Source organism: Vibrio sp. D420a, assembly GCF_030248625.1.
GTDB lineage: Bacteria > Pseudomonadota > Gammaproteobacteria > Enterobacterales > Vibrionaceae > Vibrio > Vibrio fortis_A.
Map to the genome: position 1 here is coordinate 175603 of NZ_JAHGAN010000005.1, position 26019 is coordinate 201621.

Annotated in this window: 23 protein-coding genes; 16 read left to right on the forward strand and 7 right to left on the reverse strand. The window is 45.3% G+C overall.

Going from position 1 to position 26019, the window contains the following annotated elements; translation table 11 throughout:
• Positions 1 to 68 precede the first annotated feature (68 nt).
• The 3 genes from KI743_RS06310 to KI743_RS06320 all read left to right on the forward strand — a co-directional run bounded on the left by KI743_RS06310 (position 69) and on the right by KI743_RS06320 (position 4839).
• Positions 69 to 1832, forward strand: coding sequence for an ABC transporter ATP-binding protein (locus KI743_RS06310; protein ID WP_285465616.1), 1764 nt, complete (start codon positions 69 to 71; stop codon positions 1830 to 1832).
• On the forward strand, positions 1826 to 3610 hold the full coding sequence (locus KI743_RS06315) for an ABC transporter ATP-binding protein (protein WP_285465617.1): 1785 nt from the start codon (positions 1826 to 1828) through the stop codon (positions 3608 to 3610). The genes KI743_RS06310 and KI743_RS06315 overlap by 7 nt, the downstream gene beginning before the upstream one ends.
• A 224-nt stretch (positions 3611 to 3834) precedes the next feature.
• Complete coding sequence (locus tag KI743_RS06320; RefSeq protein ID WP_285465618.1) at positions 3835 to 4839, forward strand: LysR family transcriptional regulator; 1005 nt, start codon at positions 3835 to 3837, stop codon at positions 4837 to 4839.
• 55 nt (positions 4840 to 4894) lie between these two features.
• Here KI743_RS06320 and KI743_RS06325 read toward each other — a convergent pair whose 3' ends face one another.
• Complete coding sequence (locus tag KI743_RS06325) at positions 4895 to 6412, reverse strand: arylsulfatase (protein ID WP_285465681.1); 1518 nt, start codon at positions 6410 to 6412, stop codon at positions 4895 to 4897.
• A gap of 347 nt (positions 6413 to 6759) precedes the next feature.
• On the opposite strand from KI743_RS06325, the gene KI743_RS06330 reads away from it, so the two are divergent.
• The 4 genes from KI743_RS06330 (at position 6760) to KI743_RS06345 (ending at position 9965) form a co-directional block, all read left to right on the forward strand.
• Positions 6760 to 7044 carry a hypothetical protein gene (locus KI743_RS06330; RefSeq protein WP_032550326.1) on the forward strand — a complete coding sequence of 95 codons (285 nt, stop codon included), beginning with the start codon at positions 6760 to 6762 and terminating at the stop codon, positions 7042 to 7044.
• Between the two features lie 51 nt (positions 7045 to 7095).
• On the forward strand, positions 7096 to 7518 hold the full coding sequence (locus KI743_RS06335; RefSeq protein ID WP_285465619.1) for a hypothetical protein: 423 nt from the start codon (positions 7096 to 7098) through the stop codon (positions 7516 to 7518).
• A gap of 228 nt (positions 7519 to 7746) precedes the next feature.
• Positions 7747 to 8562 (forward strand): tetratricopeptide repeat protein, encoded by an 816-nt coding sequence (locus KI743_RS06340; protein ID WP_373417815.1) that lies wholly within the window; start codon positions 7747 to 7749, stop codon positions 8560 to 8562.
• Positions 8563 to 8699: 137 nt separating this feature from the next.
• Entirely contained in the window at positions 8700 to 9965 is a 1266-nt protein-coding gene (locus tag KI743_RS06345; RefSeq protein WP_285465620.1) for a peptidoglycan DD-metalloendopeptidase family protein, read from the forward strand.
• A 73-nt stretch (positions 9966 to 10038) separates the two neighbouring features.
• Here the strand turns inward: KI743_RS06345 and KI743_RS06350 are convergent, their stop codons facing one another.
• Together KI743_RS06350 and KI743_RS06355 are read right to left on the reverse strand one after the other, a co-directional pair.
• The gene (locus KI743_RS06350) at positions 10039 to 10359 is read right to left on the reverse strand and encodes a heavy metal-binding domain-containing protein (protein WP_032550331.1); all 321 of its coding nucleotides are present in this window, start codon (positions 10357 to 10359) and stop codon (positions 10039 to 10041) included.
• A 20-nt stretch (positions 10360 to 10379) separates the two neighbouring features.
• Positions 10380 to 11285 (reverse strand): LysR substrate-binding domain-containing protein, encoded by a 906-nt coding sequence (locus KI743_RS06355; RefSeq protein ID WP_285465621.1) that lies wholly within the window; start codon positions 11283 to 11285, stop codon positions 10380 to 10382.
• Positions 11286 to 11376: 91 nt separating this feature from the next.
• On the opposite strand from KI743_RS06355, the gene KI743_RS06360 reads away from it, so the two are divergent.
• Positions 11377 to 12351, forward strand: a complete 975-nt coding sequence (locus tag KI743_RS06360; RefSeq protein ID WP_285465622.1) for a DMT family transporter — start codon at positions 11377 to 11379, stop codon at positions 12349 to 12351.
• Here KI743_RS06360 and KI743_RS06365 read toward each other — a convergent pair.
• Positions 12323 to 15226 carry an HD domain-containing phosphohydrolase gene (locus KI743_RS06365; RefSeq protein WP_285465623.1) on the reverse strand — a complete coding sequence of 968 codons (2904 nt, stop codon included), beginning with the start codon at positions 15224 to 15226 and terminating at the stop codon, positions 12323 to 12325. The two genes, KI743_RS06360 and KI743_RS06365, sit on opposite strands and share 29 nt — an antisense overlap.
• A gap of 157 nt (positions 15227 to 15383) precedes the next feature.
• On the opposite strand from KI743_RS06365, the gene KI743_RS06370 reads away from it, so the two are divergent.
• The 4 genes from KI743_RS06370 (at position 15384) to KI743_RS06385 (ending at position 18772) form a co-directional block, all read left to right on the forward strand.
• Positions 15384 to 16130, forward strand: coding sequence for a phosphatase (locus KI743_RS06370; protein ID WP_285465624.1), 747 nt, complete (start codon positions 15384 to 15386; stop codon positions 16128 to 16130).
• Between the two features lie 130 nt (positions 16131 to 16260).
• Positions 16261 to 16656 carry a cytochrome b562 gene (locus KI743_RS06375; protein WP_032550337.1) on the forward strand — a complete coding sequence of 132 codons (396 nt, stop codon included), beginning with the start codon at positions 16261 to 16263 and terminating at the stop codon, positions 16654 to 16656.
• A gap of 232 nt (positions 16657 to 16888) precedes the next feature.
• The gene (locus KI743_RS06380) at positions 16889 to 17239 is read left to right on the forward strand and encodes a hypothetical protein (protein ID WP_152470361.1); all 351 of its coding nucleotides are present in this window, start codon (positions 16889 to 16891) and stop codon (positions 17237 to 17239) included.
• Between the two features lie 108 nt (positions 17240 to 17347).
• Positions 17348 to 18772: a PepSY domain-containing protein gene (locus KI743_RS06385; protein WP_285465625.1), complete on the forward strand. Its 1425-nt coding sequence runs from the start codon at positions 17348 to 17350 to the stop codon at positions 18770 to 18772.
• 122 nt (positions 18773 to 18894) lie between these two features.
• Here KI743_RS06385 and KI743_RS06390 read toward each other — a convergent pair whose 3' ends face one another.
• Both KI743_RS06390 and KI743_RS06395 read right to left on the reverse strand, forming a co-directional pair.
• Complete coding sequence (locus KI743_RS06390; RefSeq protein ID WP_285465626.1) at positions 18895 to 19278, reverse strand: VOC family protein; 384 nt, start codon at positions 19276 to 19278, stop codon at positions 18895 to 18897.
• Entirely contained in the window at positions 19272 to 20210 is a 939-nt protein-coding gene (locus tag KI743_RS06395; RefSeq protein WP_285465682.1) for a LysR family transcriptional regulator, read from the reverse strand. The genes KI743_RS06390 and KI743_RS06395 overlap by 7 nt, the downstream gene beginning before the upstream one ends.
• A gap of 241 nt (positions 20211 to 20451) precedes the next feature.
• Here KI743_RS06395 and KI743_RS06400 point away from each other — a divergent pair, with 241 nt between their 5' ends.
• Both KI743_RS06400 and KI743_RS06405 read left to right on the forward strand, forming a co-directional pair.
• Positions 20452 to 21696, forward strand: coding sequence for an MFS transporter (locus KI743_RS06400; RefSeq protein ID WP_032550343.1), 1245 nt, complete (start codon positions 20452 to 20454; stop codon positions 21694 to 21696).
• 53 nt (positions 21697 to 21749) lie between these two features.
• Positions 21750 to 22562: a helix-turn-helix transcriptional regulator gene (locus KI743_RS06405; RefSeq protein WP_239840267.1), complete on the forward strand. Its 813-nt coding sequence runs from the start codon at positions 21750 to 21752 to the stop codon at positions 22560 to 22562.
• Between the two features lie 33 nt (positions 22563 to 22595).
• On the opposite strand, the gene KI743_RS06410 is transcribed toward KI743_RS06405, so the two are convergent.
• Positions 22596 to 23345, reverse strand: a complete 750-nt coding sequence (locus tag KI743_RS06410; RefSeq protein ID WP_150868700.1) for an EAL domain-containing protein — start codon at positions 23343 to 23345, stop codon at positions 22596 to 22598.
• Positions 23346 to 23702: 357 nt separating this feature from the next.
• On the opposite strand from KI743_RS06410, the gene KI743_RS06415 reads away from it, so the two are divergent.
• Complete coding sequence (locus tag KI743_RS06415; protein ID WP_032550346.1) at positions 23703 to 24896, forward strand: glycine C-acetyltransferase; 1194 nt, start codon at positions 23703 to 23705, stop codon at positions 24894 to 24896.
• 81 nt (positions 24897 to 24977) lie between these two features.
• Positions 24978 to 26009 (forward strand): L-threonine 3-dehydrogenase, encoded by a 1032-nt coding sequence (gene tdh, locus KI743_RS06420; RefSeq protein WP_004742453.1) that lies wholly within the window; start codon positions 24978 to 24980, stop codon positions 26007 to 26009.
• The last annotated feature ends 10 nt before the right edge of the window (positions 26010 to 26019 follow it).

Here is a 26019-nt window from a genome sequence, read left to right on the forward strand (position 1 = left end):
ACTGTAAACGTTAACCCTCATCGACACTGGTTGATAACGCTCCCCAAAAGGCTCAAAGAAAGACCTATATGACTAAGTCTCAGTTTTTCGCGCACTACCTGCGTTTGAATCGTAAGTCTTACCTACTTGCGATTGTTTTCATATTTCTCGTTAACTGGCTGCAGGTTGAAATCCCTCGCTACATCCAGTTGGCGATTGATCTTATCGATGATGCATCGGTGGCTGGTCATGATCAGCTGAAAACGTATATTGCGATCATCGTGGTGATGTCGGTGTCGATGATCATTGTGCGAATTTGGTCGCGTATCTATGCGCTTAATCCGGGGCGTATAACCGAAGCTTCTCTCAAAAATACACTGTTGGAAAAGCTCAATCGGTTACCAAACAGTTTCCATTCTCAGTTTGCGTCAGGGCGTTTAATTTCAATCATTAACAATGACTTGCAAGGCGTACGCTTGTTGTTTGGTGTTGGTTTTTTGCAGTTTTTCAACGCATTGTTAGCGCTGTCTTTAACGCCTTTGTGGATGTGGCGCATTTCGCCCGAACTCACCATGTACTCAGTGATTCCGATCATGATTGCATTCGTTATCTTCCGCGTGGGTTTTGTGAGAATGAAATCACTGCATATGGAGCATATGAAGCGATTACAGAACTTGTCTGCACAGTTGATGAGTTACCTATCGGGCATCGATTTGATAAAGAGCCAACAAATGTCACCGTGGGTGAGAGCAGAGACTGAGAAGCTTAACCAGATGTTGTTGCAATGCAGAATCAAGATCACACGCATTCAAGTGTTCTTTATGCCTGTTTTAGATTATGCCAATGACCTAATGAAGATCCTGATTCTTGGTTTAGGTGGCTACATGCTTGTTAATCAAGAGCTTACGCTTGGTGAAATCACTGCTTTCTTAACTTATTCGGTACTGTTAGCCATGCCACTGATGCAGCTCGGGCGTATTGCGACCATTTACCAGCGTGGCATTGTGGGCATCACCAGTGCACAAACCATTTTGAATGCGAAGGTGCCTGAACGGGATGAAACGACGTTAACTACCGATGAAGTTGAAGCACTGAAAGGCCAAACGCTGTCAGTAAGAAACCTCAGTTATCAATACGAAGGTGAAGAGCGCTTGGTGTTGGATGACATCAGCTTTGATATTCCGGCAGGCAAAAAAGTAGGGGTACTCGGTAGTATTGGCTCTGGTAAAACGACACTGGTTAACTGCTTGAATCATCATTTAGATGTGGTAACTGGGAGTGTGTTTCTGGGCGACAAAGACATCACTGAGTTTTCGCGCAACGATTTGCGCCGCTACGTTAAAACCGTGACTCAAGACCCATACCTGTTTTCAGCTACGGTAGAAGAGAACATTCGATTTGGCAGCACTCAGGCTGACATTGCTAAAGAACAAGTAGATGAAGTGTTGAACCTTAGCCAGCTAGCAAATGATGTAGCACGTCTTGAAATGGGTGACCAAACCTTGGTGGGAGAGAAGGGCATTATGCTATCTGGCGGGCAGAAGCAACGCTTGAGTATTGCGCGAGCACTATTAGAGCCTGCTGACCTGATCATCATGGATAACGTCCTCTCAGCTGTCGATTATGAAACCGAAAGAAAGATTCTAGAAGGGCTGTTTAAACGCTTAGAGAATCAATCGGTGCTGGTGGTTTCACATCGTGTCAACGCACTAGAGTATATGGACGAGATCATCGTCTTGAATCAAGGAAAAGTGATCGCTAAAGGTGATCATACAACTCTGCTAAAAACATGTCCTTACTACTATGAGACGTGGCAATTACAGCAAAATGAAGCGGAGGCAGCGGCATGTTAAAAGGCGTTGATATTCAATATCTCAAACACTTCCTGCAGTTTGCGAAGAAGTACAAACGCACCGCATTTATTGGTATTGCGATGTTGCCGCTCACCATTATCACGAGCTTGTTGTTTCCGTGGCTGATCATTCAAGTCATCGACGTTCAATTGAGCAATGGCAATATCGATGGCTTGCTGGAATATGTGTTCTATCTGGTCGCGGTACTGATTGTCAGCTATGTGGTCGATACGACTTACTCTTACAACCTCAGAAAGACAGGGCAGCTGACCATCACAGATATGCGATCGGTGCTGTTTGCTCGTGTTCTTAAACTGCCACGTAGCTACTTTGATAACACACCGATTGGCATCACGCTGTCACGTCTAACCAGCGACCTTGAAACCATTGGTGAAACCTTCATTCAATCTGTGGTCGGTTTGGTAAAAGACACGCTCAATACGCTCGCTTTGATTGGGATGATGTTTTACATCGATTGGAAGCTCACTTTGATTGTATTAGTGGTGATGCCGCCAGTGACGTATTTGACTGTGTTTGTCCGTAATAAACTGCGCCAGATGCATCTTATTACTCGTTCGTCATTGGCTCGCGGAATTGGCTTTTTACAAGAAGCCTTGTTAGGCATGAAAACCGTTCAGTTGTACCGTGCCGAAGAAGCCGTCGAGAAAAGATTCAAAGGCTATACCGATGAGTTTTTAAGAGCGCAGAAGAAGATCAATAAGTACGATGCGATTCTGTTTTCGGTGATCTCCGGTGTCACCTCGATAACTATCGCATTGATGATTTGGTTTGGTTCAGAACAGGTTCTGCAGGGTAGCTTAACTCTGGGTGTATTGATCGCTTTCATCAATACTTTAGAGAAAGTGTTTGTTCCTATTCGCGACTTTACCTCGCAGATCGCTTCTATTCAGAGCTCGTTTGCAGCCTTTGACCATATTGAAGAGCTATTTGTTGAGCCGACAGAGGAGCAGGGGAGAAAACTACTGCTGTCGCACCAAGTTGAAGAGCAGTTACGTGACTTTGTGAGTTTGGAATTCAAGAATGTTAGCTTTCGTTATAAGCCGGACGCACCCTATGTGCTAAAGGATGTCTCTTTCGTTTTAGAGAAAGGCCATCAGATTGCACTGGTAGGTTCGACAGGCTCTGGTAAATCGACGATCATGCGTTTGATTTCGAAAACCTATCAGAATTATGAAGGCAGTATTCTACTTAACGGCATCGAGTTGTCAGATATTTCAATGGAAGACTCAGCGCACCTGTTTTCATTGATGATGCAAGACGTACACCTATTCGAAGAGAGTGTTCACTTTAATATCGCACTCGGAAAAGGACATGTTTCTCGTGAACACGTTGAGCAAGCCGCGCGTTATGTATATGCGGACCAATTCGTTAAGCAATTACCTAATGGGTATGACTTCCATCTTGATAAGAACGGATCGAACTTGTCAGTGGGGCAAACTCAACTGCTCTCGTTCGCTCGCGCTGTGGCGCAAGGTGGTCAAGTGATGATGCTAGATGAGGCGACCAGTTCAGTCGATTCAATTACCGAAGATCTGATCCAAAAAGCGATGCAGAAACTGTTCAAAGAGAAGACTGTGATTGCTATTGCCCATCGCTTGAGCACCGTTCGTCACTCCGACATGATTTTGGTACTGGAGAAAGGTGAAATCATTGAACGCGGTAATCACAGACAATTGGTTGACCACAACGGTGTATATGCAGGGCTACTCAATGAGTCCATTGTTGAAACCAGCGAACCACAAGCGGTTGAAGCGTAATAAGCCTTAAAAATCGTAAAAATGCATATCCAAAGCCCCAGTTTATCTCGCTAGGGCTTTTTCATTTGGAACTGACTCTGATTGGCTATTCTACTTCTTTTCTACTGTGCACGCAGGGGAAGAAGCTGGAGCATAACTAAGAGTTATACTCGATATAACTTAGCCATTGTTTGATATTGATAGGGGTGATGGGAATTCTACGTTGTTAACGTTAGAGAATATTTGTGAGTGCTTTCAATCTCAGTAACGGACTATCGAGGTGTGAGGTATCAGGTCACCCTAACGTTCTTGAAACAGAGCATGCGGAACAGAACATGAAAAATACAGACTTTAGCTTAATTCCCTATTTTGTTGTGATGATGGAAGAGCTTTCTATCTCCAATACCGCCAAGCGCTTTGGCGTCTCCCAGCCTGCTGTCAGTAAAGCACTAGGTCGACTCAAAGAAACCTACGATGATCCTTTATTTGTGAAAACCAAAGAGGGCTACCGACCAAGTCGTTTCTGTTACGACATCTATCCACAAATCAAGCAAGCATACGATGCCTTTGAATCGACATTTCCAAGCAAGCGTAAATTCGACCCAAGCAAAATTGACCGATCGTTTAATGTCGCGTGCATTAGTGGTGCGATTTACTCGGTCATGAAGCGAGTCTCAGACATGCTCTACAAAGAGACGCCTGATATTGGAATCAACATTGACCCTCTGTACACAGGTGATATCGCATTGGACTTACGCCAGCATCGGTATGACCTCTGTATCGCACATGTACCAACCAGTGACCCAGCACTAGAATGTGTACCGCTAGCTAGTGAACGCATGGTAGTGGTTTACGATAAGAACCATCCGCGATTAGGAGAGAGTATTACGCTGCAAGAGTATTTGTCAGAGAAGCACGTGGTGCACAGCATGTGGAACACTGAAGATTCGCCACTGATGAAAAACAGTAAGTATGCTCAAAAAAGAAAAGTCGCGCGCAAAGCGCCGGGACCGTTCGAAATGCTCGACATGGTGAAAGGTACTGACTTGGTCTGTATTAGCCAAGAGTCAGTGATAGAGAAGTTTGGATTATCACAAGACTTTCAAGTGTCACCGTTGCCATTTGAATCTGACTTAGGCATTGAATATCTGGTATGGCATAAGAGCCGCAATTCAGACATGGCGCACTCGTGGTTTCGCAATAAGATTATTGATGCCTCACAAAAAAAGCCCCAGTGGGGCTTTAATTAGGATTCAACGAGGCGTTGTAACTTTATATTGTTAATTCTGACTTAGTAACTCTAAATCAGTTCGCGCCTTGTTGTTGCATCTTCTGAACAAGCTTTTGTAGCTTCAAGGTGTTGTAGTTGATGTTCGCAGCACTAAAGCCTTGACCTGCTTGCATTGGGTAGCCTTCTAGAGAACCCATGAACTTCGCCACTTCTTGAGACATTGGAACAAACAACCACATGTTGTCGATCATCCAGCGCGTGTACATACCGGACTCTTTGGCTGCAGTTTCGAATGGGTCCATACGTAGGTTAGTGATTGACGCCCAAGCTGGAGCCTGACGTACTGCTGATTGCATGTCGCCTTCCATCATCGCAAAGCTCGCTTTCCAATCATTCCAACGCAGTGCATTTAGCTCACCGTTTGCTGAGAAGTATAGAATCGTTTCGCGAGGGCCTTTGTCCGATTTACCTTCGAAGAATGGTTTGAAGTTAGAACCGTCTAGGTGAACACGCCACTCTTTATCATTCAGTGTTACGCCTTCCTTCAGCTCGTCGATAATGTTGTCGTTACCCGCTGCTGCTGCCAGTGTTGGTAGCCAGTCTTCTTGAGACATTAATGCGTTCACCGCAGAGCCCGGTTCGATAACGCCTGGCCATTTCACGATTTGTGGAACGCGCATACCGCCCTCATAGGTGGTGCCTTTCTCACCGTGGAAAGGAGACGTACCACCATCAGGCCAAGTAAATTTCTCAGCACCGTTATCGGTAGAAAGGATAACGATGGTGTTATCAGCGACGTCTAGACGGTCAAGCGTATCCAATAAGGCGCCGACGTTGTCATCCAGTTGGCGCATACCGTCTGCGTAGATACCTTGACCTGTGATGCCATCGTAATGATCGTTGAGACGAGTCCATACGTGCATGCGAGTTGAGTTGTACCAAACGAAGAATGGCTTGTCTGCCTTCACTGATTTCTCCATGAAGGTGATTGCCGCTTCAGTGAAATCTTCATCGATGGTTTCCATACGAGCGCGAGTCAGTGGTCCAGTGTCTTCAATCTTGCCATCCGCAGTGGCTTTGATAACACCACGTGGGCCGTATTGCTTTCTGAACTCTGGGTCTTTTGGATAGAAATAGGTTTCTGGTTCTTCTTCAGCATTTAGGTGATAAAGGTTACCGAAGAACTCATCGAAACCGTGGTTAGTAGGTAGGTGTTTGTCTTGATCGCCTAAGTGGTTCTTACCAAACTGTGCTGTCGCGTAACCCTCTTGTTTAAGCGCATCACCGATGGTTGGTGCCCAGTCAGGAATACCGTGGTCAGAGCCCGGCATACCAATGGTCAAAAGGCCGGTACGGAAAGGGTGCTGACCAGTGATAAATGCCGCTCGGCCTGCAGTACAAGATTGTTGTGCGTACATGTCTGTGAAGATAGCGCCGTCGTGCGCGATACGATCGATGTTTGGAGTCTCGTAGCCCATCATGCCACGGTTGTAAGCGCTGGTATTGTAGTAGCCTAGGTCATCTGCCCAGATAGCAAGAATATTAGGTTGCTCTGCTGCCGCAACACCTTGAGCGACAGTTAGAGCGCTCATTGCAAGTACGGATTTGGTTAAGGTAGTCAAGGTCGAGTCCTCTCGTTGTTCTGAATTTGGTTGAGAAGAAAGTAACAAAATGCAATTAACCTAGAGGACTACAGGGTATAAATTATGGTTAAATCGCGGAGTTGATGACTGTTAACCGATAAAGTTGTCATTGATAAACAAGAGAAAAGTACGCGGTTTTGTATCTTAGGAATGGTCAAAATAAACATATTTTACTTCGGGAAATATGTTATCCTCTCGATACTACTAAAGGGGTGCTTTTTTAAGCATTGAAATGTATACGAGCAACAGAGAACGATGTTCGTGTCAGTCACTTTCTGGCGAGTATGGAATAGAAAATGTTGTTGGAAGAAGTTGTAGAAATTATTGAGTTAACCGATTCAGACCATTTAGTTCAAGCAATGGACCTGTTTAATGAGCATGGCTTTGTTCATGCTGAGCAACTGCCGTTTATGAAGGTGGTATTTGAAACCGCTCCTGAACACCTGACCAAGAAGCTCTCCCAAGTCGGCTTTAAAGGTAAAGTTGAAATTGTGAAAGCAGAAGGTGCATCTGATTACATCGTGTTTGATGCTGAACGTGCCGAGTCAGAAGGTGCAGTAAATTGGAGTAAGAGTGCTTAAGTCTTTTAAAACGACAAAGCACGACTTTTATCATTATTTGAGGTTAACACAGTGACAACAGCTACTGCTTCATCAACAGAAAAACTGTCTAACGAACATGCGTTATTGGGCGCAGCACTGCTTGCAGCGCAAAAGGTTGAGTTCTCACTTTATACGGTCATTGCCCGACTGGTTACCACTGACAGCAATGTACATGAGCGCCAAGCGATAGAACTGAATGCCGATACCTTTCTGAAAGGCAACAGCAACGATCTGTCATTGGTTCTAGACCTTTACTACCAAGTATTTGGTAGCAAAATTCCGCTAACTAAGGCAGAGGTGAGCGATTTTGTTTTCAATCGTAATCTCATCTCTCGTAACTATTGGCGTGCTACTGGCGCGGATGTAAAAGGCGGGGAAAAGCTAGGTAATCCAGAGCTTTATTTATCTGAGTTCACGGCTAAGTGTGAAGCTTGGTTGCAAAAGCTTTCTTAATTTAGCTTTAAAGTCCCTTTAAGCTAATTCAAATTAAAGAAAACCACGGTGATCGCCGTGGTTTTTTTGTTTCTGGAGAGGGTTATTTTTGTGACTACTTTAAGACACACTTCAAAATTACTTTGACTTGGTTTCTCGACTAGCGAATTGCACAATTTCAATATAGAGTGACCTAATATCAAGATGTATAAGGAATATACGATGCTAAGAGTGGTTTGGTTAGTAATAATGGCAGTGTTACCTATGATGAGTGTTGCGTCTGAAGAGACTCGATATTCTGAGAAGGAGTACCTTGATAGACCATTGATGGAACGTTACATCTTGGATGAACTTAAGTCTCTGCGAATTGAACAACAAGACCTTGAGCGCAGGATGACTATCCAAATCACCGACCGTGAGCTAGAAGTCGCGGATAAATCGCTGAACTATGCGAATGTTACGGTCACGTACTTCTTCTACATTATCGCGGGTGTGGCTTCTTTGATCGCGTTGATAGGATGGCAATCGCTTAAAGAAATTAAACACAATACCAAAGAGATGGCTGACCAACGGTTGAATAAGATCGCTCAAGAATACGAGAAGAAGTTTGTTGCCTTAGAGCGGGATCTAAAACGTAAAACTCGCATCATCTCGGAAAACAATCGCGAGATTGAGATCATCAACGAAGTACATAACCTTTGGCTGAGAGCTCAAAATCAACAGACTCCAGAGCAGAAGTTAGAGATCTATGACGAGATCCTTAAGATTCGTCCGGGTGACTTGGAAGCACTGACTTACAAAGCGGATGCAGCCATGGAGATGCAAGAGTTCCACTGGGCAATGAGCCTATGTAACCGTGTATTAGAAGTGGATGACCAAAATGCGCACGCCCTTTACCAACGTGCTTGTGCCTACGCGCGTTTAGGCTCTGAATCTCAAGCGATTGAAGATCTTAAACGCTCAATAGAAGCGAGTGCCTCAATGCGAGATCTTATCTCTGATGAAACCGACTTTGAAATGTTAAGAGGTTTAGAAGGTTTTGAAGCGCTACGTGAGGAGCAATAGGTCTGCAAGATAGCCCAACCAGTAACAGATAGAGCTGAGGAATAGCTCAATAGATTGTTACAAACACCGGTTTATCAACTCCAATTGTTATGTTATAACAATTGGGTTTTTTTACCTCTGCAAACTCTATTCGACCTATGAAGTTTATTCGCCTAGGACTAGTGACTATCGCTATTGTTGCCTTTTCGCTAGCTGCCGTCCTTTCTATTGAGCCTGAGCCGCCTCAAGAAATCGAAATCAAAGTCACACCTTATCAAGAGTTGGTAGAGAGTGAGGTTATTCCCCCTCAGCCTGTCGAAGCTTCGGAGTCGAATAGTAACCTTGTGAGAGTGCATTACTTCGTTAAAGTCGGGGATACTTTGAGTAATGTGTTTGCTTCGTGGCAACTGCCATACGAAACCGCGCACAAGATCTTAGAAGCTGATCTGGAATCGCTCAAGTTAGATACCATCAAGCCTGGGGAGCACTTAGAGCTGCTTGTCGACAAGGATACCCGCCGTCTTGTCGAGCTCACGTATCATGAAAGCTTGATTGAGCGTTCAGTCTATTCACTTAATGACGATGGCAGCTTTGACTATCAGTTCATCGAAATGCCGGGTGAATGGAAAGAGAAGATGTACGCCGGTGAAGTTAATGGCAGCTTCTCGCTATCTGCGCATAAAATTGGCTTGTCGAGCCGCCAAATCGCCAATATCACTCGAACGTTAAGAGATAAGATCAATTTCGCCCGTGATTTACGAGCTGGTGATCGTTTTAGTGTGTTAGTCAGCGAGCAGTATGCGGATGACCACTTAACGGGAAAAACAGAAGTCCAAGGGGTTTCTATTCAGCTTCGCGGTCGAGAAGTTGCCGCGTTTCTTGCTGATGATGGTCGTTTTTACGATCGAGAAGGCAACAGCTTGGAACAAGCGTTCGATCGCTATCCTGTGGATCGTCAGTATCGCAGAATCACTTCAGCATTTAACCCTAGACGAAAACACCCAGTGACAGGGCGTATTACTCCGCATAACGGAACAGACTTTGCGACTCCGGTTGGAGCGCCTATCTATTCAACGGGCGATGGTAGAGTTGTCGCAGTGAGAAACCACCCATATGCGGGTAAGTACTTAGTCATTGAACACAACAGCGTTTACAAAACTCGCTACTTGCACTTACACAGATTCTTGGTGAAGAAAGGCCAGCAAGTGAAACGAGGTCAGAAGATCGCCCTTGCCGGAGCAACGGGTCGCATTACAGGCCCACATTTGCACTTTGAAGTGTTGGTTCGTGATCGCGCGGTTGATCCAATGAAAGCAAACTTACCGATGGCAAGCTCGATCTCTAAAGAAGAGAAGGGTGCCTTTTATGCACGTATTTCTGAGTTCGACAAATTGGTACAAGGTCATCAAGACCAAGCTAGCTAACCTTTAGAGCCCCAGAACCATAAGTAGACAAGAGCAAAGCCCCTTGGTGATACTACCAAAGGGCTTTGTTGTATTAATCGACGACCACCGCTGTGCCACTGGCTGAAACCATCAGCATGCCGTTGCCTTGACCTAGTACTTCGTAATCAATGTCGACACCAACAACTGCGTTCGCACCCAACTCTTGAGCTTTTAGTTCTAGTTCTTGAAACGCATAAGAACGTGCTTTTTCGAGCTCTTTTTCATAAGTGCCAGAACGGCCACCAACGAAGTCTCGAATGCCAGAAAACATATCTTTAAACACGTTTACGCCGAGGATGGCTTCTCCGGCAATCACACCCTTGTAAGCGACGATGCGTTTTCCTTCAATCGACGGGGTTGTTGTCACGATCATAATGCAGTTCCCTTATTGGTTTAGTCTGTGTGGTTCGAGGTAAATTGTGCCCGTAACCATGCTCTTAGTTTTAGCACACTTTCATTTTTGAGTTTGTTATCTGAACAGACAAAGTAATAGTCTTGATGCGGGTTTGAAACAGGCTCGCTAATCTCAATCAAAGCTCCGTGTTTTATGTCGTCACGAACAAACAGTCGATGAGTGACAAGTATGCCAAGAGAGCGTGTCGCTGCTTGTACCGCCTGAATGGAGACATCAAAGGAGAGGTTGGTGCTGAAGAAGGGCATAGGTAATTGGTGTGCATCACACCACACCTGCCAGTCGTGTTCCCTACGTGGGTTAAAAACACCGATAACGGGGTAGGTCTTGATCAGCTCTTCCATTGATTGCGAATCTTGCTCTTTGACTAAATTGGGACTTGCGACTAGCACTAGCTCATCGTCACCAAGTTTTTCACAGTAGTAATCTTGCCACTCTCGCGGTTTTCCATGTACTAACGCAATATCGACACCCTCTTGATCGAGGTCGAAGTAACCGATGCGGTTAGAGAGTCGAATATCTAGGCTTGGTGAGTCTTGTTGCAGCATAGGAACTCGAGGTATCCACCAGTGTAGCGCTAGCGAGTTGACCATATTGACGGTTAATCGGTTCTCCTTCGGTGTATTGGCTAATTGATCTGTTGCATCGACAATCTGCTCGAGAGCAGGTGCGACTTTTCGATAGTAGCGCTTACCATCAGCATTAAGAACGACACGTCGCCCGACACGCTGGAACAGGGGTTTATTGACTTGCTGCTCTAAAGATTTGATCGCCTGGCTCACTGCAGAGTGGCTAACAAACAGCGCCTTAGCGGCTTCGGTCATGCTCCCTGTCTCAGCAACAGCGACAAAAGCGTAGATTGACTTTAATGGAACGAGTTTCTTCATAAGTAAGTTTTCCTTACAGTTCTGGTTAATATTACTCGCTATTTTTTGTCGTGTCAGCCTTCTAGAATAAAGCACATAGGAGGTGATAATTATGTCTGATATTACCAAGGCCACCCTGTTTATGGTGGTGTCTACATTTAGCCTGTCAGTCGGCGGGCTTGCAGCGAAATACCTCGCTGAAATCATGCCAGTAACTTTGCTCGTTTTTTCTAGATTCTTCTTTCCTGGACTGATTTTACTGTCGATTTTAGTTTTCGTTCGATTGCGTAAACCTAGTCGTGAACTACTCAAACCGATTGTATCGCGAGCTTTATGCATGACAGCTTGTCAGCTCTGTTTTCTATCATCGCTACAGAGCTTAACCTTAGTTGAAAGTATCGTTTTGTTTAGTACAGGCCCATTGTTTATCCCAGTGTTAGAAAAATTAATATTTGGCGTTAAGTTTAACCCAAGGATTTTGGTTTGCTTAGGGATGACGTTTACCGGTGTCGTGCTAATGGCAGACAATCTTTCTGAATTCGACTTTAAACCGGCGATCTTAATTGGCTTAATGGCTGGATTCTTTAATTCAGGCTCACAAGTGAGTTTGTATCGAGCATCAAAGGGGGAATTGTCGCCAGCAGAGATGAACGCTTGGACCTTCTTGATCGCCGCTCTACTAGCGTCACCAATCATGATTTATAGCTTGGTGGGTATTGTGTCGCTCGATCAGGCACTCATTACCAATGTGGGAGAAGGGTTTACGCTATCGAATTATTATTGGGTAGGGTTTGTGTTGGCAATGATTGCGGTGTTTACCATTAATACGCAAATATGCCGCGCCAAAGCCTATCGCCTAGTGAGCAGTGGTTCTCAACTGGCTCCGCTGATTTTCACTACACTTTTGTTCAGTGCGATTTGGCAAGCTCTACTGTTCGACGACACATTTTCAAATCAAAAGCTATTTGGTATCGGGCTGATTATTTTTGCCAGCATGGTCAATACCTTCTTGTCTCATCGAAAAAACAAGCTTGCCCTCAAGTTAGGCACCGAACGTCCTAAAACAGTGAACGAATGTAGGCCCTAACTTTCTCTATGTGTTGTGGAGTATCAACGTCACTGTGTTGCTCTGGCTCAAGAAAGGCATCGGCATAACGCTTGTAGATGTCTTTCTCCAAGAACAGCAAATAGAGCTTAGGGTCAATGTGCCCAGTGGTTGCCATACGAGTCATGATTTTTAAAGACTCTTCGAGGGTTTTGCCATGTTTATAAGGGCGATCGCTTGAGGTCAATGCCTCGAACACATCGGCAATTGCGACCACTTTGGCTTGGATAGAGAGTTCGTCATCGTCCAATCCAAATGGGTAGCCTTTGCCATCGATTCGTTCATGATGATAACTGGCGATCTTTGGAATCTCTTTAAGGTGCTCAGGGTAGGGGAGCTTATTGAGCATCACCGACGTTTGGATAATATGATCGTTAATCATAAAGCGCTCTTCTGGGGTTAAGGTGCCACTGCGCACTTTAAGGTTATAAAGCTCTCCACGGTTGTATTTTAACTCTCCAGGTTTGAGTACATAGTCTTCTTGCCATAGGTCTTGTGGGCTTAGACCTTTCTCCCACGGCACACAGTGCTGGGGTTTGTTTGCGAGCAGTGGTTCCATTACAGGTAATTCGGGCTCTTGCTCATAACGAATCTTTTCTGTCCAAGCTATGCCGACTTGATCACTGAGTGTGCGTTTCCATTTGTGCTTAGCGATTTCATCGAGTCGAGCTTGATTCTCTTCCTCCATTCTCTCGGAACCGATGTTGCATTGAGCGACAAACGCGAAATCTTCATCGAGTTGTTGATGTTTACTTTTCAGTTTCTCTAGCTCTTTTTCTGGAAGTGAACCATTGGCGACGGCTTTCCAGTAGTCGGTTTCTGCTTGCTGTTTAAGAAGCTCAAAACGCATTCTGATTTCGTGTATTCGGTCATAAAGTGTTTCGAGTTTGGTGGCCTTGTCGACCACGTATTCTGGCGTTGTTACCTTACCGCAATCATGCAACCACGAAGCTAAGCTCAGTGCTTCCCACTGTTTTTTGTCTAGTGCAAACAGCGGGTAGTAACGGTCATCTTTAATCGCTGCTTCGGTTAGCCATTGGGTGAGCTCAGGAACGCGCTGACAATGCCCACCTGTGTATGGCGACTTGGTATCGATAGCCGAAGCAATCAACTCGATGAAGGCATTGAGCATCTCTTTTTGCTGTTGCATTTGGTCAATGTTGTCTTTAGCAATTTCAGCAAAGCTCAACAGTTCGCGAAGAAAGGCGTGTTTATCTGACTGCATTTTTGATATCGCACGTTCGTAACCGATGATCACAATGCCGACGAGTTGTTTCTCTCGGTTGAGAAGCGGGAAAAAGTACAGATCTGAGTTGAAAATGGTCGCGTGATACTGGTTAAGTGCATTTTCGCTTCTATCGAGATGGACCACTTCACCCATTTTGAGTTTCGCGAGTAGCCAAGGCGTATCCTTAACAAACTCGTTGAGGTCAGCCTTGAATGGGATGATGGCGTGATTGGCTGCAATCTCAAACTGTTTATTTTTATTATCGTAGGCGTACAGCAAGATGGTTTCGGCTTTAGTGATCAGGTAGCTCTGGTGGGCAATGGTCTTAGCCAAAACAGAGAAGTCTTGATTACCTGCAGTATCACGCAATAGGGCGATTAAATCATGGAGCGTATGTTCCATGAGCTCGATGGAGTGGGCTAAATTCGCGACTTCGTTGATCATGCTCTTAGGATAGTGGGTACGCTTAAAATCGAAGCGCGCGATGTTATGCGTCAGCTCCATCAGTTTTTTGATTGGCATAGAGAGACGATTGGCGACAACCCATACCAACCCAAAACAGATGAACAGAAGAATAATGGCAACGGTGACCTGCCTATCCCTCATCGATATTAAGTCGGCAAGCAAGTCAGTATGAGGTGTCGCTTCAGCGAGAAACAGAGTCACATTGGCGGTGAGCTCTACAGGCGTTAAGGTTAGTGCCCAGGCATTGAGGTTGTATTCAACACTCTGAATGCTCTGTTTGGTAGCCCTGTTATCGCTTAAAAGTGGAGCAAGCACTGTCTCTTTAAGCACATTATTGGCTTCGCGAGAATTAAATCGCATTGGACTGGTGATTGGCGCAACAGCATCGAGATCGAGTTGGTGATGCCCGAGTAAGTTCAGATGACGGTCAAACAGCGCCAAGCGGCTTTGCTCCGAGAAGGCGAGATCGCCAATCTGAGCGGATAGGGAATTGAGGGTAAAATCCGCACCAATCACATACTGCTGGTCACTGGATCGTCTAGAGAGAGTTATCCCCGGCGTCTTGAGGAAGAAGAACTGATATGGTTCAGATAGCTGGATAGAACCGTCTCGCTTTGCATTGATAAACCAAGGTCTGGTTCTTGGGTCGAAGAGGTCTTGTCCTGTCTCTTGTTGGCTAATGACTTGGTGTGCGCCGTCTAGAAAAGTGATTCGAGTGAGTCCATTGGTGGCGGTTTCGGTCACCATCATGGTCGCTTTGGAAGGCGCACTATGCTCTTGACGTTGTTTGTTGGTTTTTATCGGGCGGAACAGTTTGAAGTCACCATTTTCTGAGCCGTAAAACAGAGCAACTAAGCTTGGGCTCTGCTGAAAGATAAGGTCCAGAGATGAGAGCCAAGCATGGTACTCATTTTGAGTCGTGTCGTGGGTGATAAATGGGCTGACCGCCAATACGTTGAGCGCTGTGACCACGGGAGCGACCGATTGTTTAAACACTAACTCAAGCTTGTTGCTGTGTTCTTGGCTGACCTCTTCAATGGTTCCAAGAAGCAGTTGCTGAGAGTGCTTGTAACTCATTGTGATTAATACTGTTCCGACAATGCTGGTCATGACCAAAAACAGCGTCGTGATGTGAATGCTTAAGGGGTAACGTTTTTTTCTCATTCGCAATTACCAATCGATTGACTGGTTTAAGTATTGTAGAAGCTGAAAAGGTTGCAAAAAAATGACTTAACTAAAGCATCATCGGTATGCTAATTGTCACTTTGAGCTGATAGACTGATTACAGCATCAAGATAAGAGTTCGGAGTGAAGCGCAAAGATGAAATTACAAGTTGATACCCACACCCATACCTACGCCAGTGGCCACGCATACAGCACTTTAATTGAGAATGCCAAAGCAGCCAGTGAGCGAGGTCTTGCGATGTTTTGTACGACGGATCACTCAGAATCTATGCCGGGCGCGCCTCACTACTGGTTTTTCAGCAACCAGCGTATTCTTCCTCGCTTTATTGAGGGTGTCGCCATTATCCGCGGCGTTGAATCGAATATCATGAATACGGACGGTGAGATTGACGTACATCCAAGTGTAGATAAGAACCTCGATTGGGCTATTGCAAGCTTTCATGAACCTGTTTTCCGCCCTGCAGATAAAGCGGCTCATACTCTGGCGCTGATCAACGTGATTAAGGCTGACCGTATTGATGCGCTTGGGCACTTAGGCAACCCGAACTTTGACTTCGATTTTGAGGCCGTAATTGATTGTGCGGTTGAGCACAATGTTGCTATCGAGATCAATAACACCACGCTTAAAGGTAATAGCCGTATAGGCAGTGTTGAGCGATGTTATAAAATCGCCAAAATTGCCAAGGCAAAAGGAGCATACATCACAACAGGTAGTGATGCGCACTTTTGCGCGGATGTCGGGGGCCTAGACCTCGTTTCTCAACTGCTTGATGAAGTGGGTATGCCGCCAGAGCAAGTGATTACTCATTCGCCTAGCCAGTTTCTGCGCTTTTTAGCACTGCGTGGTCGCAATGAGATCCCAGAATATTCAGATCTTGTTTAAGAGAATGTCGGCGGGTTTGCATTTCGTCACAATCATTTTTTGTGTGTGCGGCATTTTTGTATAAACTAGCGCTCACAAATAAAGTCATAAGCACCGTAAACAAAAAGGTGTATCTTCAACTGGAGAAACAATGAAAACTCGCTCAATTCTTTTATCTGGCCTGATTGCGGCCTCGGTGATGTCGGCATCAGCGTTTGCAAGCGTAGACCTCAAGAAAAACATGCAAGAGATGAAGCTTGCATTCAAACAAGCTGCAGAAGCTCAAAGCATCGAAGAGATGCAAAAACCAATGGTACGTCTAGATACTTTGGTTGCTGAGTTGAAAACGGGTTCTTACCCTGCGGAGAAAGAGCAAAACTTTATGGAAGGTTTCTCTAAGATCCAAGCATCAATTGACTCGATTGAGCAGAAGCTAGAACAAGGCCAGTTCGAAGAAGCGAAGCAAGAGCTACGCACAATTGATGGCCTACGTGAGCAATACCACGAGAAGCGTAACCCAAGCATCTGGAGCAAGCTATTCGGCTAACCTTTTGATGCTCCACTCTGAGAGCATATCTTGGGTCATACAGAATTCTAAACGCCACACCGGCTTTTGTTGGTGTGGCGTTTTTATTTCGAGCTAACTGACTATGTGAATGATATCAATAATGTGCGTCAGCTTAGGTTTTTAACATAATGTTAATTAATCCGTTTAAACGCCTATTTAACTGATTCATAATGTTAGAAATTTACAAACCCTATTTATAGATTCGTACTAGATGCGTCAAACATCGTTCAATTATTCCATGTTATGGGCTACCGCTTTAAGCTGGACGCTCATTACACTGATGCCTGTTATCAATGCTCATGGTAACAGCGCGGGCGTGTGGGCGACGTTATGTACGGTTAATGGGTTTGAGCTAGTACAAGTTGAAGAAGGTGAGCCGCAAACACACAATGGTAAGCCCTGTCCTTTTAGCCACTTTTCTAGCTTCCATCATGATGAAATTCCAACTGCACTACTGACAACTCGACTGAGTTTGATTGTCTCAGACAGCTACGCTTTTTTGGCTCTAAGCGAGGCTTTTAAGAGGCACTCCCCTAGAGGCCCACCTCTCGCTATTTCCTAACCTAAATAACAACAAATAAAACAACACAGTAAAGTCAATCTGCTCACACCTTTCCTCACTTTCTGATGACCTCAGAAGGTGTTTTGGTGCGTGCAAAAGGAAATTTCAATGTCGAGAATTGAATCTCAACCTGCCACTCCGGCTCGAAGTAAAACCCTCTATTTTCTCACTTGGCGATGGCACTTCTACGCAGGCCTGTTCGTTATCCCATTTATGTTGATGCTGAGCGTAACCGGACTGGTGATGCTACTTGATGACGAGCTTGAAAGTGCACTCTATCCAGAAGCACTTATCGTTCAAAGCAGTGCCACTGATACGATGGTACCGATTAGCGACCAGTTAAATGCGGTCAAAGCGCAGTACCCTGATGGAGCTGTCTCTCAGTTCATTACCGCAAAGTCTGAAAGCTTACCAAGTCGTTTCTCGGTTAACTTGTCAGACGGCCGCTCGGTTTTCGCCACTGTCGATCCATACTCTGGGGATGTCATTGGTGAGATCCCACGCAGCGAGAGTTGGTATCAGCTCGCAAATGAAATACATGGCACCTTGCTAGTAGGGGATTGGGGCGACTATTTGATCGAGGTGGCAACGAGTCTATCTATCCTTCTTTTGGTCTCGGGTATTTATTTATGGCTACCGCGTGACAATGCTACTAAAGCTGGATTTTTAAAGATTCGTTTCTCATCTGGAACTCGTATTCTGATGCGCGATTTACACGCGAATCTTGGTGGTACTCTGTCTCTAGTTCTGCTGCTGTTCCTTCTCTCCGGTCTTGCTTGGGCTGGGTTCTGGGGTGGAAAAATGATTCAGGCTTGGAGCAGTTTTCCTGCGCAAATGTGGGATGATGTACCACTGTCGGATAAAACGCATGCTTCTCTGAACCATGGTTCTGAAGAAGAATTACCTTGGAATTTGGAGCAAACACCACTGCCCGAATCGCACGATCACTCCGCAATGACAGACGAGCATAGTCAGCATGATGTCTCTACAGAGAGCATTTCGCTTGAGGAGGTCATGCAAACTGCCTCTAGATTGGGCTTTACCTATTATCGCGTCAACTTCCCGCGCTCTGAAACAGGGGTGTACACCATCACCGCTAATACCATGGGGGGCGATATTGTCGACCCGAGAAAAGACCGAACAACTCATCTAGACCAGTACTCAGGCCGTATTCTCGGAGAGGTGACGTGGAACGATTATAACGTGATGGCAAAGACGCTCGCTGTTGGTATCTCTCTTCACCAAGGGGACATAAGCGTCGTGAACAAAATCCTAAACGTTCTGTTCTGCTTAGCCTTCATTGCAGTGTCAATCACTGGTGTGGTTATGTGGTGGGTGCGCCGTCCTGCGGGTAAAGGAAAGTTGGGAGTGCCGCCTAAGTTTGAAGACGCAGGTATTTGGAAAGCGGGCTTGGTGACTGTGGTTCTTATCTCTGTACTGTTCCCGCTAGCAGGAGCAACGATAGTCATCGCGATGTTACTTGACTGGCTGCTGTTCTCACGTGTTGAAAGATTGAAGATGGCTCTGAGCTAGATAGAACGCTGCCCCTCGATGCGTATTACTCATTGAGGGGCGGTATATCATTTCAAACGGCTATTGTCTGCTTAGTCAGTTCTACAAACCTGACAAACGTTCTCTACACGTGAAAAAGCTCTTCACGCCTGATAAAGCTCCAGAGGCAATCCGTCAGGGTCTGCGAAAAAGGTAAACTCTCGACCTGTGAACTCATCCACTCGAATGGGTTCGACTTCCACGCCTTTACTTTCTAGGTAGCTTTTCATTTGTTGAACGTCATCGACACAGAAAGCTAAATGTCTTAACCCTTGAGCTTCTGGAAAACTCGGCCTTTCGGGAGCATTTGGGAAGCTGAACAGTTCAATTTGAGCACCACTCGGCAATGCTAAGTCGAGCTTGTAAGATTGGCGTGCCTCTCGATAGTTCTCGGCAACAATTTCCAGTTTTAGAATCTCGGCATAGAAGCGCTTTGAGACTTGATAATCAGAGCAGATAATCGCCGCGTGATGGATTCCTTTCAGCACTGTTTTGTTTCTCCTGCCAGTTTGTCGCTTAAGTGTTCCATGGCGTAATCAATGAAAACGCGCAGACGCGCCGGCATATATTTCGTTTGAGCAAACTGCATTGCGATAGCGCCGTGGTAGTTACTTTTGATTGTCCAGTCATTGAGGACTTGAACGACGCTTCCTTCAGCGAGCGCATCCTGAATCACGAAGTCGTGGAAGATACCGATTCCCAATCCTTCTTGTACCCCTTTTAAACGCATTTGCGAGTGGTTAACTGCGTAGCGTCCACTGACTGATACCGTGTGGAACTCATCATCTTTAAGGAAATCCCAAATATGGTCTTTGTCGGTCTCCGCAAGGTACAGACAGTCATGTTGGCTAAGATCTGTCGGATGTGACGGCGTTCCCTTATTCGCAAGGTAATCTGGACTTGCGCACAATACGAGATTGGTTTTGCCTAACTCCTTAAGCACCAAGCTCTCATCGGGTTTATCTGTGAGACGAAACGCGATATCGATTCCCTGACGCAGAATGTCGATGTCCCCATCGGCAGCGCGCAGCTTTAGTTGAATCTCTGGGTATTGATTAAGGAAAGGGACAACAAAGGGTTGCAACACAGAGTTTAAGAAAGCCTCGGGCGCTGCCACGATCAGAGAACCAGAGGGCTCAGTGTGATCAGAGGTGGAGAGCTCAATCGCTTGTTGTGCCGCGTTAATCATGACTACGCTCTGGTCGTACACCAGTTGACCTGCCTGTGTAATGATAAGACTACGAGTAGTGCGTTCAAACAGCTTTACTGACAGGGCTTTTTCCAAACGGGTAATTAGCTTGCTCAGCGCCGATGGCGTCACACCAAGTTGTTTGGCTGCGGCGGTAAAGCTGCCCTCATTAACCACCAAAATAAAGGAGGCAAGGTCAGGAAGTAGGGCTATCAGTTTTGGGTTGATCATAACGTTAGGTACTCGGCCAGTGGGCTGATATTTCTGGAAATCGACAATCAGCATCATACGTCAAACTCCATTCAATATTAAGCGCAGTGTTTTGTGTGGCTTGTATCACGTTTTGGTGGCGGATTAAGCAGAAGATTCCGTGTTTTATAAAAACAATTACCGCCTATGTATTTATTCAATCAAATACATATACTGGCTAAATAGTCATAATTAAATCAGTTGGTTAAGGGAAAGGATATTTATGGATAGATCGGAGAGCTTATTTCAAAAGCAGCGTATAAAACGGTTTAACTTTTCAGTATGGACAGTTCTGACTGGAACGTTACTCGCCCGAACAAGCTACTTTATGGCATGGCCTTTTCTGATCGTCTTTCTCTATGAAGATTACGGTGCGTCTGCGATTGAAGTCGGCACCATGCTAGCGGTATCCGCCGTCGTTGGGGCTGGAACTGGTCTCTACTCGGGCTACCTTTCGGATAAGCTAGGGCGTAAATGGGTCATGGTGCTAGGCAGTTGGATTGCCTCGATATCCTACACCGGTATCGCACTAGCGAGTGAAGTATGGCAGTTCTATGTGCTGATCATGATGACAGGTTTGATGCGTCCAATGATTGAAGCACCAGCCAAAGCAGTAATAGGTGATAACCTCAGCGATTTGAAAGATCGTGAGTTAGCGCTAAACATTCGTTACTTCTTACTTAATTTGGGTGGCGCACTTGGTCCACTGATTGGGATCACTTTGGCGCTTGCCCAGCCACAAAACCTGTTCTTTGTTGCTGGTGGTACTTATGTCGTTTACGGTTTCTGGCTGCTATTAGGAATTGAGCGCAAAGGGACTTTTACCAAGCCAGATCCCTCTCAACTGCCTAATTTTGCCGCGACGCTTAATGTGATTCGCAAAGACAATATTTTTGTAAAACTGATGGTTGCCAACTTCATCATGATGTTTGTCTACGCGCAGGTTGAGTCGTCAATTCCTCAAGTCATCGTGCGCTCTTCCATCACTGATGCCGCGCAACTCATTGCTGGGTTAGTGTTGGTGAATACGCTGACGATTATTGTCTTCCAATTTCCAATGCTTAAATGGCTTGAGCATGTGCCGCTGTTTGTGAGAACTCGAATCGGCATGATTTTGATGGCGATTGCGCAAATTGGCTTTCTTTTTACACCAAATGATTGGCCACTAGGTTGGGGAATTGCTTGTTTTATATTAAGTTTAGGGGAAGTGATTGCTTTCCCAACCCTTAATGTACAAATCGATAGAATGGCACCGCCACATCTAAGGGGTTCTTACTTCGGTGCGGCTGCACTTTATTCTCTTGGCTTTGCTATTGCGCCACTGCTTGGTGGTGTGGTGATAGAGATGTTGAGCGCCTACTGGCTATTTGTGCTCTGCTTCATCCTATGTTTGGTGATGATTTGGTTGTACTGGTTGGCAGAGCATACCGAAGACAGTGTCGAAAGAGAGCCGATTACCCAAAGCTAGCGAGATAAGCCTTGGGTGTTAAGCGACAGATAACAACTAAGGCAACGTAAGTTATGGATAAATCGAATTTTGCACAAGAGTTAAAGTGCCTGCGTGAAGAGAAAGCTTTATCTCAGGAAGAGCTGGCCGATATTTTATCGACCTCTCATCGAGCATTTTCCGGTATTAACCAGGTGATGGTTAGTCAGTGGGAGCGTGGTAAAACGCTCCCTAGCTTCGTTCGTCGCCTAGGCATCGCCAGCTTCTTTCAGCGAGAGTATGAATTCTCGGTAGATGAGATGGTGCATGTGAAAGGTGCCTCTAAGTTGATGGACACACGCTTTAATATTGATATTGGCTACGACTATCACATTACTAGCGTTGAATCGACAGACGTCAGCGCGTTGTCTGACGAGCGTTTGAGCTCGATTAAGAACATGCATCAAAAACTTTATGGGCAAGACTTTATCAAGGTTTCGAGTCAGCTTGGGATTGAACTTGCCAACATGAAAGCACTCTGTTTCCTATATAACGGTGTCATCATTGGGCACGTTATCTATGATGGTGCTTCTAAAATGTTATGTAGTCTGGCTGCGGTCAGTGTCACTATCCGACGCAAAATCTTCGATGATCTCGCTAATCGTTTTAAAGGTACCGAGTTTCGATTCCCAACGATAGATCCGGCAATGTGCCAGTTTCTCTATGACCTCTATTTTGAACCTTACACCACAAAAATGGGTATGGTGTTCTTCAAGGCTGAGATCACCAAAGTAGTGAGTAACCCGTTTTCGCAGACCATTCAAAACAAACACGATATCTATTTCAAATACTTAAGGTATCAAGACCTTAAGCAGAAAAAGAAAAGCGTCGAGTTTGTTTTAGCTTAGTTGCTAGCATTGTTCTCATTAGAATGAACCCAATTACATGAGCAACATTAAGTCCGGTAGGGCGACAGGCTTGCTGTATAAGAAGCCTTGGTAACTATCAAAACCCAGTTGCTGCACTCGATTTCGAGTCGTGTGGTCTTCTACACCTTCAGCTACTGTCGAAATCCCTCTGTTTCGGCAGTACTCAATAACGGTTTCGATCAGCTGTGATGCTTCGCTGACAGGTTTGTTAATCAAAGAGCGATCGAATTTCACTTCATCAATACTGAGTTTTTGAATTTTGTCGATGTCTGAATAGCCGACACCAAAATCATCAACACTAAACTTTACGCCGAGTGCTTTGTAGCTCTCCATTTGAGACGCCAACGAAGAACAAAGCTCATCATTCTCACTCAACTCAAAAGTGAGCTGCTTAGCTGGAAAAGAGCTGTTCCAAAGCATCTCTCTGACTCTCGCCACATTATCTGGGTTTGCTAACACTTGTTTACTGATGTTTACTGCCAAGTTTAACGACGGAGAAACAGCACGTATCTCAGTGAGCGCTTGCTCTAACACATTAAAGAAGATGGTCTCTTCATAACCAAGCGCAAACGCGCGATCAATGAATGTACCTGGTGCGAAGATACCGTGTTCAGGGATATCCAATCGAAAAAGCGCTTCTACTCCAATTACATCTGTATTGTCAGAGCCGTCGCTAGAGTCAGTTTTTACTTTTGGCTGGTAAAAGCATGTGTGCCACTCATTGGCGAAAGCTTCCTTGATCAATTGGTCAGATAAGTTCATTGGTCAGTGCGCTCATTTGTTAAGGGAGGCGCATTGTGGGGGCATATGCGTTTAGTCACTATATCGATTTGCGGGAAAATTTTTTAATTCGACATAAATCGAACTATTAGTGTTTGTGAGTTCTTTTTCTAATCAGGTTGGACGGTGAATTGTGACTCTCTTCATAGTTAAGGTATTTGATTCGTGCCTCAGGTTCATTAATGTTTTTCCAACTAGAGGGATAATCGAGATCGAGATGTTCTACTAGAATGTAGGCATAAGTTTTACAGTGTAAATGGCGCTCACGTCACCGTTTATACTCCCCCTATAAATAAGCAGCGAATTCGCTGTGAATAATAACTAGGAAGGAATTAGACAATGTCTTCTGCATTCTACCAACAGATTGAAAAACAAATTGAAGAAGTAAAGGCTGAAGGTCTTTACAAGTCTGAGCGTGTAATCACTTCTCAGCAGCAAGCAGCTGTTAAAATTTCAACAGGCGAAGAAGTACTTAACTTCTGTGCAAACAACTACTTAGGTCTAGCTAACCACCCTGAACTTATCGAAGCTGGTAAAGCGGGTATGGATCAACACGGCTTTGGTATGGCGTCTGTACGTTTCATCTGTGGTACTCAAGACATCCACAAAGAGCTAGAAGACAAACTATCTACATTCCTTGGTAAAGAAGACACGATTCTTTACACATCTTGTTTCGATGCGAACGCAGGTCTTTTCGAAACTATCCTAGGCAAAGAAGATGCAATCATCTCTGATGCTCTAAACCATGCTTCAATCATCGATGGTGTTCGCCTATGTAAAGCAATGCGCTTCCGTTACGCGAACAACAACATGGAAGAGCTAGAGCAACAACTTATCGCGGCTAAAGAAGCAGGTGCTCGCCACACGTTAATCGTAACTGACGGCGTATTCTCTATGGACGGCGTAGTAGCAAACCTTCCAGCTATCTGTGACCTAGCAGACAAGTACGGCGCTCTAGTAATGGTTGATGATTCTCACGCAGTGGGCTTCATGGGCGAAAACGGCGCTGGTACTCACGAGTTCCACAACGTTGTTGACCGTATCGACATCATCACAGGTACGCTAGGTAAAGCAATGGGTGGCGCTTCAGGCGGTTACACGTCTGGTAAGAAAGAAGTGATCGACTGGCTACGTCAGCGTTCTCGTCCATACCTATTCTCTAACTCAGTTGCTCCAGCGATCGTTAACGCGTCTATCCGTGTTCTTGATCTTCTAAAAGAGAGCGGCGAGCTTCGCGACCGTCTATGGGAAAACGCTGCACACTTCCGTACTCGCATGGAAGATGCAGGCTTCACAATGGGTGGTGCTGACCACGCAATCATTCCAATCATGCTAGGTGATGCAAAAGTAGCGGCTGAGTTCGCTGAGCGTGCTCTAGAGAAAGGCATCTACGTTGTAGGTTTCTCTTTCCCTGTAGTACCAAAAGGCCAAGCGCGTATCCGTACTCAAATGTCTGCTGCACACTCTCGTGAACAACTAGACCGTGCTATCGATGCATTCATCGAAGTGGGTAAAGAGATGGAAATCATCTAATTCTGAGGCTTTACTCAGAATATAGATAAAAAGTTTTTTGATTCTCGCCTTACAGTTAGGCGAGATGAACTAGGTAACATTATGAAAATTAAAGCACTTTCTAAGCTTAAGCCTGAAGAAGGCATTTGGATGACCGAGGTTGAAAAACCTGAAATGGGTCATAATGATCTTCTTATCCGTATTAAGAAAACCGCAATCTGTGGTACAGACGTACACATCTACAACTGGGATGAGTGGTCACAAAACACAATTCCGGTACCTATGGTTGTAGGTCACGAATACGTGGGTGAAGTTGTTGGCATCGGCCAAGAAGTTCGTGGTTTTGAAATCGGCGATCGTGTATCGGGCGAAGGTCACATCACTTGTGGTCACTGTCGTAACTGTCGTGGCGGCCGTACTCACCTTTGTCGTAACACAACAGGTGTTGGTGTTAACCGCACTGGTGCGTTCTCTGAATACCTTGTGATTCCAGCGTTCAACGCATTTAAGATCCCAGCAGAGATCTCTGATGATCTAGCATCTATCTTCGACCCGTTCGGTAACGCGGTACACACCGCGCTTTCTTTCGACCTAGTAGGTGAAGACGTGCTAATCACTGGTGCTGGTCCAATCGGTATCATGGCTGCAGCAGTTGCTAAGCACGTAGGTGCTCGTCACGTAGTTATCACTGACGTAAACGAATACCGCCTAGATCTTGCTAAGAAGATGGGTGTAACGCGCGCTGTAAACGTGATGGAAGAGAAGCTAGAAGACGTAATGGCTGATCTAGGCATGACAGAAGGCTTCGATGTAGGCCTAGAAATGTCTGGTGTACCATCTGCATTCAACAGCATGCTAACTAACATGAACCACGGCGGTAAGATCTCTCTACTAGGTATTCCACCATCAGACATGGCAGTAGACTGGAACCAAGTAATCTTTAAAGGCTTGGTTATCAAAGGTATCTACGGTCGTGAGATGTTCGAAACTTGGTACAAGATGGCTTCTTTGATTCAATCAGGCTTAGATCTAACACCAATTATCACTCACCACTTTAAGGTTGATGACTTCCAAAAAGGCTTTGACGCTATGCGTAGCGGGCTTTCAGGTAAGGTAATCCTTGATTGGGAATAGTCTAAATTAG

What these genes read in the sequence shown, in the direction of transcription:
- KI743_RS06310 (WP_285465616.1), top strand. Translation starts at nt 69, where the DNA reads ATGACTAAGTCTCAGTTTTTCGCGCACTACCTGCGTTTGAATCGTAAG.
- KI743_RS06315 (WP_285465617.1), top strand. Translation starts at nt 1,826, where the DNA reads ATGTTAAAAGGCGTTGATATTCAATATCTCAAACACTTCCTGCAGTTT.
- KI743_RS06325 (WP_285465681.1), bottom strand. Translation starts at nt 6,412, where the DNA reads ATGAGCGCTCTAACTGTCGCTCAAGGTGTTGCGGCAGCAGAGCAACCT.
- KI743_RS06330 (WP_032550326.1), top strand. Translation starts at nt 6,760, where the DNA reads ATGTTGTTGGAAGAAGTTGTAGAAATTATTGAGTTAACCGATTCAGAC.
- KI743_RS06340 (WP_373417815.1), top strand. Translation starts at nt 7,747, where the DNA reads ATGGCAGTGTTACCTATGATGAGTGTTGCGTCTGAAGAGACTCGATAT.
- KI743_RS06345 (WP_285465620.1), top strand. Translation starts at nt 8,700, where the DNA reads ATGAAGTTTATTCGCCTAGGACTAGTGACTATCGCTATTGTTGCCTTT.
- KI743_RS06350 (WP_032550331.1), bottom strand. Translation starts at nt 10,359, where the DNA reads ATGATCGTGACAACAACCCCGTCGATTGAAGGAAAACGCATCGTCGCT.
- KI743_RS06355 (WP_285465621.1), bottom strand. Translation starts at nt 11,285, where the DNA reads ATGAAGAAACTCGTTCCATTAAAGTCAATCTACGCTTTTGTCGCTGTT.
- KI743_RS06360 (WP_285465622.1), top strand. Translation starts at nt 11,377, where the DNA reads ATGTCTGATATTACCAAGGCCACCCTGTTTATGGTGGTGTCTACATTT.
- KI743_RS06365 (WP_285465623.1), bottom strand. Translation starts at nt 15,226, where the DNA reads ATGAGAAAAAAACGTTACCCCTTAAGCATTCACATCACGACGCTGTTT.
- KI743_RS06370 (WP_285465624.1), top strand. Translation starts at nt 15,384, where the DNA reads ATGAAATTACAAGTTGATACCCACACCCATACCTACGCCAGTGGCCAC.
- KI743_RS06375 (WP_032550337.1), top strand. Translation starts at nt 16,261, where the DNA reads ATGAAAACTCGCTCAATTCTTTTATCTGGCCTGATTGCGGCCTCGGTG.
- KI743_RS06380 (WP_152470361.1), top strand. Translation starts at nt 16,889, where the DNA reads ATGCGTCAAACATCGTTCAATTATTCCATGTTATGGGCTACCGCTTTA.
- KI743_RS06385 (WP_285465625.1), top strand. Translation starts at nt 17,348, where the DNA reads ATGTCGAGAATTGAATCTCAACCTGCCACTCCGGCTCGAAGTAAAACC.
- KI743_RS06395 (WP_285465682.1), bottom strand. Translation starts at nt 20,210, where the DNA reads ATGATCAACCCAAAACTGATAGCCCTACTTCCTGACCTTGCCTCCTTT.
- KI743_RS06400 (WP_032550343.1), top strand. Translation starts at nt 20,452, where the DNA reads ATGGATAGATCGGAGAGCTTATTTCAAAAGCAGCGTATAAAACGGTTT.
- KI743_RS06405 (WP_239840267.1), top strand. Translation starts at nt 21,750, where the DNA reads ATGGATAAATCGAATTTTGCACAAGAGTTAAAGTGCCTGCGTGAAGAG.
- KI743_RS06410 (WP_150868700.1), bottom strand. Translation starts at nt 23,345, where the DNA reads ATGAACTTATCTGACCAATTGATCAAGGAAGCTTTCGCCAATGAGTGG.
- KI743_RS06415 (WP_032550346.1), top strand. Translation starts at nt 23,703, where the DNA reads ATGTCTTCTGCATTCTACCAACAGATTGAAAAACAAATTGAAGAAGTA.
- tdh (WP_004742453.1), top strand. Translation starts at nt 24,978, where the DNA reads ATGAAAATTAAAGCACTTTCTAAGCTTAAGCCTGAAGAAGGCATTTGG.